This window comes from Pseudomonas sp. B28(2017) (genome assembly GCF_002113025.1).
In the GTDB taxonomy this organism is placed as follows: Bacteria; Pseudomonadota; Gammaproteobacteria; order Pseudomonadales; family Pseudomonadaceae; genus Aquipseudomonas.
This window is the reverse complement of the sequence record NZ_NEJH01000004.1, coordinates 597,206-608,869: the sequence shown is the minus strand read 5'-3', so window position 1 is coordinate 608,869 and position 11,664 is coordinate 597,206. Positions and strand designations below refer to the sequence as shown.

The 11,664-nt window shown below is 59.8% G+C and carries 12 protein-coding genes; 6 read left to right on the top strand and 6 right to left on the bottom strand.

All coding sequences use genetic code 11. The features are described 5' to 3' along the window. The first annotated feature begins 855 nt into the window (after nucleotides 1–855). Together CAF65_RS15525 and arfB are read left to right on the top strand one after the other, a co-directional pair. The gene (locus CAF65_RS15525) at nucleotides 856–2,277 is read left to right on the top strand and encodes an amino acid permease (RefSeq protein WP_085717043.1); all 1,422 of its coding nucleotides are present in this window, start codon (nucleotides 856–858) and stop codon (nucleotides 2,275–2,277) included. Nucleotides 2,278–2,418: 141 nt separating this feature from the next. Beyond that, a complete protein-coding gene (arfB, locus tag CAF65_RS15520) occupies nucleotides 2,419–2,832 on the top strand; it encodes an alternative ribosome rescue aminoacyl-tRNA hydrolase ArfB (protein WP_008021374.1) in 414 nt (137 codons plus the stop codon). Here arfB and CAF65_RS15515 read toward each other — a convergent pair. The 6 genes from CAF65_RS15515 to phhA form a co-directional block, all read right to left on the bottom strand. Beyond that, on the bottom strand, nucleotides 2,829–4,028 hold the full coding sequence (locus CAF65_RS15515) for an MFS transporter (protein ID WP_085717042.1): 1,200 nt from the start codon (nucleotides 4,026–4,028) through the stop codon (nucleotides 2,829–2,831). The two genes, arfB and CAF65_RS15515, sit on opposite strands and share 4 nt — an antisense overlap. A gap of 99 nt (nucleotides 4,029–4,127) precedes the next feature. Beyond that, a complete protein-coding gene (locus CAF65_RS15510; protein WP_085717041.1) occupies nucleotides 4,128–4,325 on the bottom strand; it encodes a hypothetical protein in 198 nt (65 codons plus the stop codon). A gap of 72 nt (nucleotides 4,326–4,397) precedes the next feature. Beyond that, on the bottom strand, nucleotides 4,398–4,529 hold the full coding sequence (locus CAF65_RS28765; RefSeq protein WP_256578644.1) for a hypothetical protein: 132 nt from the start codon (nucleotides 4,527–4,529) through the stop codon (nucleotides 4,398–4,400). 259 nt (nucleotides 4,530–4,788) lie between these two features. Further along, nucleotides 4,789–5,982 (bottom strand): amino acid aminotransferase, encoded by a 1,194-nt coding sequence (locus tag CAF65_RS15505; RefSeq protein WP_085717040.1) that lies wholly within the window; start codon nucleotides 5,980–5,982, stop codon nucleotides 4,789–4,791. After that, a complete protein-coding gene (locus tag CAF65_RS15500) occupies nucleotides 5,982–6,338 on the bottom strand; it encodes a 4a-hydroxytetrahydrobiopterin dehydratase (RefSeq protein WP_007975310.1) in 357 nt (118 codons plus the stop codon). Before CAF65_RS15500 ends, CAF65_RS15505 begins: the two co-directional genes overlap by 1 nt. Nucleotides 6,339–6,443: 105 nt before the next feature. Then, nucleotides 6,444–7,229 (bottom strand): phenylalanine 4-monooxygenase, encoded by a 786-nt coding sequence (phhA, locus tag CAF65_RS15495; RefSeq protein WP_085717039.1) that lies wholly within the window; start codon nucleotides 7,227–7,229, stop codon nucleotides 6,444–6,446. Nucleotides 7,230–7,509: 280 nt separating this feature from the next. On the opposite strand from phhA, the gene CAF65_RS15490 reads away from it, so the two are divergent. The 4 genes from CAF65_RS15490 (at nucleotide 7,510) to flgH (ending at nucleotide 11,646) form a co-directional block, all read left to right on the top strand. Further along, nucleotides 7,510–9,069, top strand: a complete 1,560-nt coding sequence (locus CAF65_RS15490; RefSeq protein WP_057398327.1) for a sigma-54-dependent transcriptional regulator — start codon at nucleotides 7,510–7,512, stop codon at nucleotides 9,067–9,069. Nucleotides 9,070–9,326: 257 nt separating this feature from the next. Continuing rightward, nucleotides 9,327–10,067: a flagellar basal body rod protein FlgF gene (locus CAF65_RS15485; protein WP_085717038.1), complete on the top strand. Its 741-nt coding sequence runs from the start codon at nucleotides 9,327–9,329 to the stop codon at nucleotides 10,065–10,067. A 45-nt stretch (nucleotides 10,068–10,112) separates the two neighbouring features. Next, nucleotides 10,113–10,898: a flagellar basal-body rod protein FlgG gene (gene flgG, locus CAF65_RS15480; protein WP_007975316.1), complete on the top strand. Its 786-nt coding sequence runs from the start codon at nucleotides 10,113–10,115 to the stop codon at nucleotides 10,896–10,898. A gap of 52 nt (nucleotides 10,899–10,950) precedes the next feature. Next, nucleotides 10,951–11,646: a flagellar basal body L-ring protein FlgH gene (flgH, locus tag CAF65_RS15475; RefSeq protein ID WP_085717037.1), complete on the top strand. Its 696-nt coding sequence runs from the start codon at nucleotides 10,951–10,953 to the stop codon at nucleotides 11,644–11,646. The last annotated feature ends 18 nt before the right edge of the window (nucleotides 11,647–11,664 follow it).

The following is an 11,664-nucleotide window of genomic DNA, read 5'->3' as shown; positions in this document are numbered from 1 at the left end:
CCGCGGTATAGTCGTGGTTGGTTGGTGCGGGTTGTTGGGGGGGCGGTTTGGGGGGGCCGGCTTTATGTCTGTGTCGTTTTTGGGGCCGCTTTCGCGAGCAGGCTCGCTCCCACAAGGGATCGCATTTCTGCGAAACAACTCTGTCTCCTGTGGGAGCGAGCCTGCTCGCGAAGGCGTCAGTCGCCGCACTGGGTTGTCCGAAGTGGAAAGCCAGAATTACGCCGCGTAAAGAAAACCTGACGAAATCCATCGATTAACCCTGTGGATTCGTTATCTCTCGGCAACTGTAAGAAAATTCTTCCGCTCGGTTGTCTTTCGCTCCCGCTCTCAACGCTCTGGCCCGCTTGTTTCAGCACTCCATGCAGGGTGTTATGCGCGCCATGCCTGTCGTGCAGGTGTATAACAAAAAGGAGGCGCAATGAACGCCGCAATCCGTTTCCATCTCTCTGCGAGAGGCGGTTTTCCTGCCTTTCTCATCGATGATCCGCAAGGGTCTGACTCATTTTTTGCAGCCGCCCGAACCTCTCGGGGCGGACACAGGCAATCCCGGCCATAGATGCGCTTGTCCAGCGTGTCTGGCAGCAGGGGGTTACAGGTGTACAATGCGCCGCGTTTTACCTGTGACCTCCTGCGCATCAGCGCAAACCTCAAGGCTATCCGCCTTGTTCACTCCGTCGCGTCACGAGCGTGTCGGGTTCGATTTCGTCACAGATAAAAACAAACAGGTGACGCATGACCGTTGTAAATACGCTGAACTCCTGGTGCTTGCGCTGGGGTTTGATCGGTGCCGCTTAACGGATTTCCTGAGCAGCAACGTCTACTGAACATCATCAAACCTTGCGTGAGACCCTTTTCATGAGTGGACAACACCCGCAATCAGGCGAGCTGAAACGCGGCCTGAAAAATCGCCACATTCAATTGATCGCCCTCGGTGGCGCGATCGGTACCGGCTTGTTCCTCGGCTCGGCCGGGGTACTGAAATCCGCCGGCCCGTCGATGATCCTCGGCTACGCCATCTGCGGCTTCATCGCCTTCATGATCATGCGCCAACTGGGCGAAATGATCGTCGAAGATCCGGTGGCCGGTTCCTTCAGCCACTTCGCGCACAAGTACTGGGGCGGCTTTGCCGGCTTCCTGTCAGGCTGGAACTGCTGGATTCTGTACATTCTGGTGGGCATGTCCGAGCTGACCGCTGTCGGCAAGTACATCCACTACTGGGCGCCGGACATTCCGACCTGGGCGTCTGCAGCGGCCTTCTTCGTGCTGATCAACGCCATCAACCTGGCCAACGTCAAAGTCTTTGGTGAGGCCGAGTTCTGGTTCGCGATCATCAAGGTCGTGGCAATCGTCGGCATGATTGCCCTGGGCAGCTACCTGCTGGTCAGCGGCAATGGCGGCCCGCAAGCAGCGGTCAGCAACCTGTGGTCCCACGGCGGCTTCTTCCCGAACGGTGTCACGGGTCTGGTGATGGCCATGGCCTTCATCATGTTTTCCTTCGGCGGCCTGGAAATGCTCGGTTTCACCGCAGCCGAAGCCGACAAGCCGAAAACCGTGATCCCGAAAGCCATCAACCAGGTGATCTACCGGATCCTGATTTTCTACATCGGTGCACTGGTCATCCTGTTGTCGTTGACCCCTTGGGACAGCCTGCTGACCACCCTGAACGCCTCCGGTGATTCCTACAGCGGCAGTCCGTTCGTGCAGGTGTTCTCGATGCTGGGCAGCAACACCGCTGCGCACATCCTCAACTTCGTGGTCCTGACCGCTGCCCTGTCGGTGTACAACAGCGGCACCTACTGCAACAGCCGCATGCTGCTGGGCATGGCCGAGCAGGGCGATGCGCCGAAAGGCCTGGCGAAGATCGACAAGCGTGGCGTGCCGGTGCGTTCGATCCTGGCTTCGGCGGCCGTGACATTGATTGCGGTACTGCTGAACTACCTGGTGCCGCAAAACGCGCTGGAACTGCTGATGTCGCTGGTGGTGGCCACCCTGGTGATCAACTGGGCGATGATCAGCTACTCGCACTTCAAGTTCCGCCAGCACATGAACAAGACCCGGCAGACGCCGCTGTTCAAGGCCCTGTGGTACCCGTACGGAAACTACATCTGCCTGGCGTTCGTGGTGTTCATCCTTGGCGTGATGCTGTTGATTCCGGGAATTCAGACATCGGTGTATGCGATTCCAGTGTGGCTGCTGTTCATGTGGGTCTGCTATGGCATCAAGAACAAGCGCAGTGCACAACCTGTATTGCACGTTGCCGGCTCTTCGGTGAAGTAAGCGCAGAGCGCACTGACAACAGACCCGGCCATGAGCCGGGTTTGTTGTTTTCGGGGTTCACAAAAGTCCCACATTGGATCTTCGGCATATTGGATATCTGATTCGCGGTATCCTGCAGGTTCTGAATACGGACGCTTTTCCATGCTGGTCATTTCCAACAACGTGCATCTGCCGGATGCCGAGATCGAGTTGACGGCCATTCGTGCACAAGGGGCGGGTGGGCAGAACGTCAACAAGGTCTCCAGTGCCGTGCACCTGCGCTTCGACATTCCGGCGTCGTCCTTGCCCGAGTTCTACAAGGAACGGCTGCTGGCGCTGCGCGACAGCCGCATCACCAGTGACGGTGTGTTGATCATCAAGGCCCAGCAGTACCGGACGCAGGAGCAGAACCGCGCCGATGCGCTGTTGCGGCTGACCGAACTGATCCTCAGTGCCACCAAGGTCGAGAAGAAGCGTCGTCCGACCAAGCCGACCCTCGGCTCGAAGACCCGCCGCCTCGAATCCAAGAGCAAGCGTGGCAACATCAAGGCCGGGCGCGGCAAGGTCGATTTCTAGCGGGCGTCCCGCGCCTCGCGTTGCTTCGGTGCCTGTCGGTACAGGTAAACGCTCAGCGTCAATCCGCTCAACGCGGCAAGGGCGGCGAACAGGAAGATCGAAGCGAAACCGAACCCGGCTGCAATTGCCCCGGCGAGCGGCCCGGTGATCCCTAGCGACAAGTCGATGAATAGCGAATAGGCGCCAACGGCTGCGCCACGGCTGGAGGCCGGTACCAGGTTGACCGCTTCCACACCCAGCGCCGGAAACACCAGCGAAAAGCCGAAGCCGCTCAGCGCCGCACCCGCCAGCGCCCAATGGGCATCCGTTGCCAGCCACAGCAACAGTAATCCCAGGGTTTCCACTGACAGGCAGGCAATGGCGACGCGAAAGCCGCCGAGGCGGTTGATCAGGTTGCCGAACAGCAAGCGCGCGCCGATGAAACTGGCACCGAACAGGCTCAGGCACAGCACGGCGTTATCCCAGTGTCGCGTGGCGTAATACAGGGTAATGAAGGTGGCTATGGTGCCGAAACCGATGGAGCCGAGGGCCAGGCCACAGCCATGGGGGAAGACCCGTCCGAGCACGTGCATGAACGGCAGGCGCTCACCGGCAACGATCGGCGCGGCGGTTTTCGGCCAGGCCAGCAGCAGACCGAGCACGGCCAGCAACACAATACTGACGCCCATGCTCCACAAGCCCAGTTGATGGACGATCAACACGCCCAGAGGCGCGCCGACGGCCAGTGCCCCGTAGCTGGCGATACCGTTCCAGGAGATGACTTTGGCGGTGTTCGCCGCACCGACCCGGCCGATACCCCAACCAATCGAGCCCGAGCCCACCAGGCTTTCCGCGCTGCCGAGGACCAGACGACCGATCAACAGGCTGATCAGACTCAAGGTCGGCAGGCTCTGGGTCCAGGCTGAGATCAGCATGAACACACCGCTCAGGCCGCAACCGGCCAGGCCATACATCACTGCCAGTTTGCTGCCCTTGTTGTCGATGATCTTTCCGGCATAGGGGCGGCTGAGCAGAGTGGCCAGGTATTGCACGCTGATCACCAGGCCCGCGATCACCGCACCGAAGCCCAGGTCGCTGTGGACGTAACCGGGCAATACGGCCAAGGGAATGCCGATGTTCAGGTAGCCGATGAAGGTGAAAAGGACGATGGAAACAACTTGCAGCGTGACCGTCAGGGGGCGCTGGTTTTCAGGCATGGGTAAAGGTCCACGGTAAAGCAGGATAGATAGGCTGCTTATGATAGCGGTGTGGACGGTCGCAGGTTATGAAAAAGTAAAACTATTTGCCCGGAGGTGTCACTCAGGTTTGACGGGAGCGACCAGTTGCGTGGTGACCAGGGCGGCCAGCGCATTTTCTTCGTTGCCGAAGCGGGCGAGCAAAGCGGCTTGTTTCTCAGGAGGGAGGTGATACCAGATCTCGATCATTTTCTCGGCAGTGCCGATCAGGACGCTGGCTTGCTTTTCATCAAAGGTTTCGTTGAGTTCATCGGTCATGGTGCCAGCTCGTTTCAGGCAGTGTGGAAAGCGCATGTTAGCGCTTTCCACACGGTCTGTGCCGCGGGTGTTTCAGTCTTCGCTGTCAGCCTGGCGGCTGTCAGTGGCTTCTTTCGGCTCGGGCTCTCGGGCTCCTGCTTGCTGCGTGGGTGTCTGCTCAGGTACGTGCAGGCTTGGGAAGGGGAGATTGGGAATCTCGTGCATGGTTGCGCTCCTCGCTAAGTCTGTTGATAGATCTGGTAGATCCGCGCTTTAAAAAGCTTGGGCAGGATACCGCACTGAAAATGACAAACAGACTTTTATATCCATTTGTTTCGACGAGCGGGGTTGTATAGACAGGATTGTGTGGGTGGCGCAAAACAATTGTGGGAGCGAGCCTGCTCGCGAAGAGGCGGTAACTGTCGAGATTAGTGTCGACTGATTCACCGCTTTCGCGAGCAGGCCCGCTCCCACAAGGGATCTACTATTTGCAGACTTGGGCGATAGCTTCCGCCAGCAAATCCAGGCGTGTTGCATCAATGCCAGCAACGTTGGCCCGGCCGGAGTTGACCATGTACACGCTGTGGTGCTCGCGCAGTTGCTTGACCTGATCCGGCGACAGGCCGGTGTAGGAGAACATCCCGCGTTGCACGCCAATATGCGCAAAGCGCTCGCGCAAACCGTGAGGCTCCAGTGCCTCCACCAGACCGCTGCGCAGTTGGGCGATACGCAGGCGCATGCCTTCCACTTCGTCAGTCCAGAGGTTTTTCAGCTCCGGGTCGCCGAGGATGGTCGCGACCACGGCCGCACCGTGATCCGGCGGCGTCGACCACAGGTTGCGGGCGATGTTGGCCAGCTGGCTGCGGATGTCGGTGAGCTTGTCGGCGGTTTTCGCGCAGACAATCAGCGCACCGGTGCGGTCGCGGTACAGGCCGAAGTTCTTCGAACAGGAACTGGTGATCAGCAGTTCCGGCAACTCGGCGGCGAACAGCCGGGTCGACCAGGCATCCTGTTCCAGGCCATCGCCGAATCCTTGATACGCGAAGTCGATCAGTGGCAGTAATTCGCGCTTGCGTACTACCTCCAGCACCCGCTGCCAGTCGTCGTGGGACAGGTCGAAACCGGTCGGGTTGTGGCAGCAGGCGTGCAGCAAGACCACGTCGCCCTTGGGGGCTTCATTGAGCGCCGCCAGCATGCCATCGACGTCGAGGCGGTTGTCACTGCCGACGTAGGGGTAGTGGCTGACCTTGACCTTGGCGGCCGCGAAAATGCTTTCGTGGATTGGCCAGGTCGGGTTGCTCAACCACACGCCGCGGCCTGGCAGGCATTGGGCGATGAAGTCCGCGCTCAGGCGCAACGCACCAGTGCCGCCGGGCGTCTGGGTGGCGCCGGCGCGTTGTGCGCTGATCAGTTTCGAATCGGCGCCCAGCACCAGTTCATTGATGGCCTTGCCGAACGCAGGCTCGCCGTGACCACCGATGTAGGTCTTGGTGGATTGACGCTCCACCAGGCGTTGCTCGGCAAGCTTCACCGATTCAAGAATCGGCGTCAGGCCCTGGGCGTCCTTGTAGACGCCCACGCCCAAATCGAACTTGCGCGGGTTCGGGTCCTGCGCATAGGCCTCCATCAGGCCCAGAATCGGGTCGCCAGGTACTCGACCGATGGCGTCGAAATGCATTATTTGCGGCCCTCGGCGTCCTTCGCCACTTCGTCGGTGCGCGCGGCCATGATGAAGTCGTTACGGTGCAGACCCTTGATCGAGTGGCTCCACCAGGTCACGGTCACTTTGCCCCACTCGGTCAGCAGGCCCGGGTGGTGGCCTTCGGCTTCGGAGATTTCACCGACGGCGTTGGTGAAGGCCAGGGCATGTTTGAAGTTCTTGAACAGGAAGACCTTTTCCAGTTGCATGATGCTGTCGCGTACTTCGATGTTCCAGTCCGGGATCTGCTTGATCAGGATCGGCAGTTCTTCATCGCTGACTTGTGGGGCGTCGGCGCGGCAGGCTTCGCAATGGGCTTGGTTCAAAGTGGACATGGTGTGGTTCCTGAAATCGAGTGTTTTTATATCGGTCGACAGTTCCGTCACGCTAAACCAAAGCGACGGTGACTGACAGACTCACTTGTCAGCAAAAGTCGCGGTTCACGCAGCCTTTGGCGGAAATTTCGGTGTGTGCAGACCCATCTGCATCGCTTGCTTGACCATGCCCATGATGTCTTCGTGGGCCAGGTCGAACAGGCGCTTGAGGTTCGGCAGAACGAAATACAGGGGTTGCAGGATGTCGATGCGGTACGGCGTGCGCATGCATTCCAGCGGGTCGAAGGCTTGGTGTTCAGGCTCGTTCGACAGGCTGTAGACGGTCTCTTTCGGTGAGGACAGGATGCCGCCGCCGTAGATGCGCAGGCCTTGCGGGGTGTCGAGCAGGCCGAACTCGATGGTCATCCAGTACAGGCGCGCCAGGTACACGCGTTCTTCCTTGGTCGCCTTGAGGCCGAGCTTGCCGTAGGTGTGGGTGAATTCAGCGAACCAGGGGTTGGTCAGCAACGGGCAGTGGCCAAAGATCTCGTGGAAAATGTCCGGCTCTTGCAGGTAGTCCAGCTCTTCGCGGGTGCGAATAAAGGTCGCCACTGGAAACTGCTTGCTGGCCAGCAATTCGAAAAAGGTCTGGAAGGGAATCAGTGCCGGAACCCGGGCAACCTGCCAGCCGGTGGTTTCACCGAGGACCTTGTTGATTTCGCCGAGTTGAGGAATGCGGTCGTGGGGCAGACCGAGTTTTTCGATACCGTCCAGATACTCCTGGCACGCACGCCCTTCGATCACTTTCAGTTGACGAGTGATCAGCGTGTTCCACACCGCGTGTTCTTCGGCGGGGTAGTCGATAAAACCTTGCGCATCGGGCTCGCGAGCCACGTATTGCGTCTGCTTCATGCTGCTCTCCTGCTAGGGGGATTCGTTCTTGTTATGTGCTGCTATAGACCTAGAAATACCCCATGAATTGCACCGTTGCAGCAGTTGCCGGGCGTCACGCGCAGGAAAACTCCTCGATAATCGTAAAGTTTTCGTTACGAACGATTGCCTGTCGCGCACTGGCTGAGATTTTCGGGTTTGAAAAGCGTCTTTCCTGTCACATAATCTTGACGACTATCTGAGCGCCCACGCAGAAAATTCACTGCCATTGGCCTCGTCCTTCACTGTTTGGGCCCTTTTTATGCGTATCAAAGTCCACTGCCAGAACCGCATAGGCATCCTGCGCGACATTCTCAATCTGTTGGTGGAGTACGGGATCAACGTGGCCCGAGGTGAGGTGGGCGGTGAGCATGGCAACGCCATCTACCTGCATTGCCCGAACCTGATCAACATTCAGTTCCAGGCCTTGCGTCCGAAATTCGAAGCGATTGCCGGGGTCTTTGGCGTCAAGCGTGTAGGGCTGATGCCCAGCGAGCGTCGGCACATGGAGCTCAATGCACTGCTCGGTGCGCTGGAGTTTCCGGTGCTGTCGATCGACATGGGCGGTTCCATTGTCGCGGCCAACCGGGCAGCGGCGCAGTTGCTCGGAGTGCGGGTCGACGAGGTGCCGGGTATTCCCCTGTCGCGGTACGCCGAAGATTTCGATTTACCGGAACTGGTGCGCGCCAACAAATCGCGGATCAATGGGCTGCGGGTCAAGGTCAAGGGGGATGTGTTTCTGGCCGACATCGCGCCCTTGCAATCGGAGCACGACGACAGCGAAGCCATGGCCGGTGCGGTGCTGACGCTGCACCGCGCCGACCGGGTGGGCGAGCGCATCTACAACGTGCGCAAGCAGGAACTGCGGGGCTTCGACAGCATCTTTCAGAGCTCGAAAGTGATGGCCGCGGTAGTTCGCGAAGCGCGGCGCATGGCGCCGCTGGATGCACCGCTTTTGATCGAAGGGGAAACCGGCACCGGCAAAGAGTTGCTGGCGCGGGCCTGCCATCTGGCCAGTCCTCGTGGGCAGTCGCCGTTGATGGCGCTCAATTGTGCCGGTCTGCCTGAGTCCATGGCCGAGACGGAACTGTTCGGTTACGGCCCCGGTGCCTTTGAAGGGGCGCGGGCCGAAGGCAAGCTCGGGCTGCTGGAGTTGACGGCGGGCGGTACGCTGTTTCTCGATGGCGTCGGAGAAATGAGCCCGCGCTTGCAGGTGAAATTGCTGCGCTTTTTGCAGGACGGTTGCTTCCGCCGTGTGGGCAGCGATGAAGAGGTCTACCTTGACGTGCGAGTGATCTGCGCGACTCAGGTCGACCTCTCCGAATTGTGTGCTCGCGGCGAGTTCCGCCAGGACCTCTATCACCGCTTGAATGTGTTGTCGCTGCACATCCCGCCGTTGCGCGAATGCCTCGACGGCTTGACGCCGCTGGTGGAGCACTTCCTCGATCAGGCCAGTCGGCAGATCGGCTGCTCGTTGCCAAAGCTGGCGCCGGCGGCCATGGAGCGGCTCAGTCATTACCATTGGCCGGGTAACGTGCGGCAACTGGAGAATGTGCTGTTCCAGGCGGTTTCCCTGTGCGACGGTGGCACGGTCAAGGCCGAGCATATTCGTTTGCCGGATTATGGCGTGCGTCAGCCGCTTGGCGATTTTTCGCTGGAGGGCGGGCTGGATGAAATCGTCGGGCGTTTCGAGAAGGCCGTGCTGGAGCGGTTGTATTCCGAGCATCCGAGCAGTCGGCAACTGGGCAAGCGCCTGGGGGTTTCGCATACCACCATTGCCAACAAGTTGCGCGAGTATGAGGTGGGCAAGACTGAGTCTTAGCTTTTATCTGTGCCGGCCTCATCGCGGGCTTGCTCGCGAAAGCGACAGTTCAGTCACTCAAGAGGCCGGCACTTGCCACCCAGCGGCATGACACCGCCGGTTTTTCGTCTCCGATACAAATCACCAATCCCCTCTGAACCCTTCAAGTCCTTTGTTTGCCGGGCCTCGCGCCGCCAAAAACAAGTTGGTCTGCAAATTGCTTATGGCTCAGCAGTACAGCAGTGGACGGCAAACGTCCGGCAGGCAGAGGAAAGAGTGTGGACAAGTACCTTTATGTGGCAATGACCGGCGCCAGCCAGAATGCACTGGCGCAAAAGGCTCATGCCAACAACCTCGCGAACATCTCCACCAACGGCTTCCAGAAAGACCTGGAGCAGGCCCGTTCGATGCCGGTGTTCGGTGACAGCTTTCCGGCGCGTGCGTTTGCCATGTCCGAACGCCCGGCCACCGATTTCTCCCCGGGCTCACTGGTGGAAACCGGCCGCGACCTTGACGTTGCCGTGCAAGGCAATGGCTGGATTGCCGTGCAGACCCCCGATGGCGGTGAAAGCTACGTGCGCACCGGCAGCCTGAACGTTGACGCCCTGGGTGTGTTGCGCGCCGGCAACGGCATGCCGGTCATGGGCAATGGCGGGCCGATTGCCGTGCCGCCGGAGCAGCAGATCGAAGTCGGTGAAGACGGCACCATCAGCATCCGCGCGATGGGCGAAGGTCCCCGGGTGATGGCTGAAGTCGACCGCATCAAGCTGGTCAACCCGGACCTCAAGAACATGACCAAAGGCCTGGATGGTTCGATCCACACCAAGGACGGCAAGCCGGCGCAGGCTGATGCGGGCGTCAAGCTGGTGTCCGGGTTCCTTGAGTCGAGCAACGTCAATGCCGTGGAAGAGATGACCTCGGTACTGGCCTTGTCCAAGCAGTTCGAGCTGCACATCAAGATGATGAACACCGCCAAGGACGATGACCAGGCCATGGCTCGGGTCTTGCAGATCAGCTAATTATCAGAACGTCGCGCCGTAAAACAGGCGCACGAGGAGAATCGAATGCTTCCGGCTCTATGGGTTGCCAAAACAGGCCTGTCCGCCCAGGACACCAACCTGACCACCATTTCCAACAACCTGGCGAACGTGTCGACCACGGGTTTCAAACGTGACCGCGCCGAGTTCCAGGACTTGCTCTACCAGATCAAGCGTCAACCAGGCGCCCAGTCGACCCAGGACAGCGAACTGCCGTCGGGACTGCAACTGGGTACCGGTGTACGCATCGTCGGCACCCAGAAAAATTTCACCGCCGGCAGCCTGCAAACCACTGAGCAGCCACTGGACATGGCCATCGACGGTCGCGGTTTCTTCCAGATCCTGCAACCGGACGGCACCACGTCCTATACCCGTGACGGTACGTTCCACCTGGACTCCAACGGCCAGATCGTGAACGCCAGCGGCTTTGCCCTGGAACCGGCCATTGTCATTCCGAACGACGCGCAGACCTTCACGGTCGGTCGCGACGGCACCGTGTCTATCACCGTTGCCGGCAACCCGGCTGCCCAGGTGATCGGCAACCTGCAAACCGCCGACTTCATCAACCCGGCCGGCCTGCAGGCAGTGGGCAACAACCTGTTCCTGGAAACCGCTGCCAGTGGCGCGCCGCAAGTCGGCACACCGGGGCTGAACGGTTTTGGCACCACGCTGCAGAACACTCTGGAAACGTCCAACGTCAGCACCGTTGAGGAGATGGTCAACATGATCACCACCCAGCGCGCCTACGAGATGAACTCCAAGGTGATCTCCACCGCCGACCAGATGCTCTCGTTCGTAACGCAGAATCTGTAATCAAGTCTATGGGGCGGCCATGAGGCTGCCTGCAACACCGTGAGGTAGGGTCATGAATCGCTATGTATCTGTTCTGGCACTGAGTGGGATCGCCGCGCTCGCAGGTTGCGTGCCTGCGACGCCCAAACCCAATGACCCTTACTACGCTCCGGTGTTGCCGCGCACGCCGTTGCCGGCGGCCGCGAACAATGGCTCGATCTATCAGGCCGGTTTCGAGCAGAACCTCTACAGCGACCGCAAGGCGTTCCGGGTCGGTGACATCATCACCATCACCCTGAACGAAAAGACTCAGGCCAGCAAAAACGCCAACTCGCAAATTGGCAAGAACAGCAAGGCCAGCATCGGCCTGACCTCGCTGTTCGGTTCCACCCCCAACACCAACAATCCGTTTGGCAGTGGTGACCTGAGTCTGGACGCCAGCTATGAAGGCGACCGCGCCACCAAGGGCGACAGCAAGGCGGCCCAGGGCAACACCCTGACCGGTTCGATCACCGTGACCGTCGCCGATGTGTTGCCCAACGGCATCATCGCGGTGCGCGGCGAGAAATGGATGACCCTCAATACCGGCGACGAACTGGTACGGATTGCCGGCCTGGTTCGCGCCGATGACATCGCTACCGACAACACTGTGTCGTCGACCCGTGTCGCCGATGCGCGCATCACCTATTCGGGCACCGGTTCGTTTGCCGATGCGAGTCAGCCAGGCTGGTTCGACCGTTTCTTCCTCAGCCCGCTGTTCCCCTTTTAAGTGGCTTTCCAGTTGAGC

Excerpts from the sequence above, each read along its gene's own strand:
- flgH (WP_085717037.1), top strand. The coding sequence starts at position 10,951 with ATGAATCGCTATGTATCTGTTCTGGCACTGAGTGGGATCGCCGCGCTC.
- CAF65_RS15500 (WP_007975310.1), bottom strand. The coding sequence starts at position 6,338 with ATGTCCACTTTGAACCAAGCCCATTGCGAAGCCTGCCGCGCCGACGCC.
- phhA (WP_085717039.1), bottom strand. The coding sequence starts at position 7,229 with ATGAAGCAGACGCAATACGTGGCTCGCGAGCCCGATGCGCAAGGTTTT.
- CAF65_RS28765 (WP_256578644.1), bottom strand. The coding sequence starts at position 4,529 with ATGCACGAGATTCCCAATCTCCCCTTCCCAAGCCTGCACGTACCTGAG.
- flgG (WP_007975316.1), top strand. The coding sequence starts at position 10,113 with ATGCTTCCGGCTCTATGGGTTGCCAAAACAGGCCTGTCCGCCCAGGAC.
- arfB (WP_008021374.1), top strand. The coding sequence starts at position 2,419 with ATGCTGGTCATTTCCAACAACGTGCATCTGCCGGATGCCGAGATCGAG.
- CAF65_RS15515 (WP_085717042.1), bottom strand. The coding sequence starts at position 4,028 with ATGCCTGAAAACCAGCGCCCCCTGACGGTCACGCTGCAAGTTGTTTCC.
- CAF65_RS15505 (WP_085717040.1), bottom strand. The coding sequence starts at position 5,982 with ATGCATTTCGACGCCATCGGTCGAGTACCTGGCGACCCGATTCTGGGC.
- CAF65_RS15510 (WP_085717041.1), bottom strand. The coding sequence starts at position 4,325 with ATGACCGATGAACTCAACGAAACCTTTGATGAAAAGCAAGCCAGCGTC.
- CAF65_RS15490 (WP_057398327.1), top strand. The coding sequence starts at position 7,510 with ATGCGTATCAAAGTCCACTGCCAGAACCGCATAGGCATCCTGCGCGAC.
- CAF65_RS15525 (WP_085717043.1), top strand. The coding sequence starts at position 856 with ATGAGTGGACAACACCCGCAATCAGGCGAGCTGAAACGCGGCCTGAAA.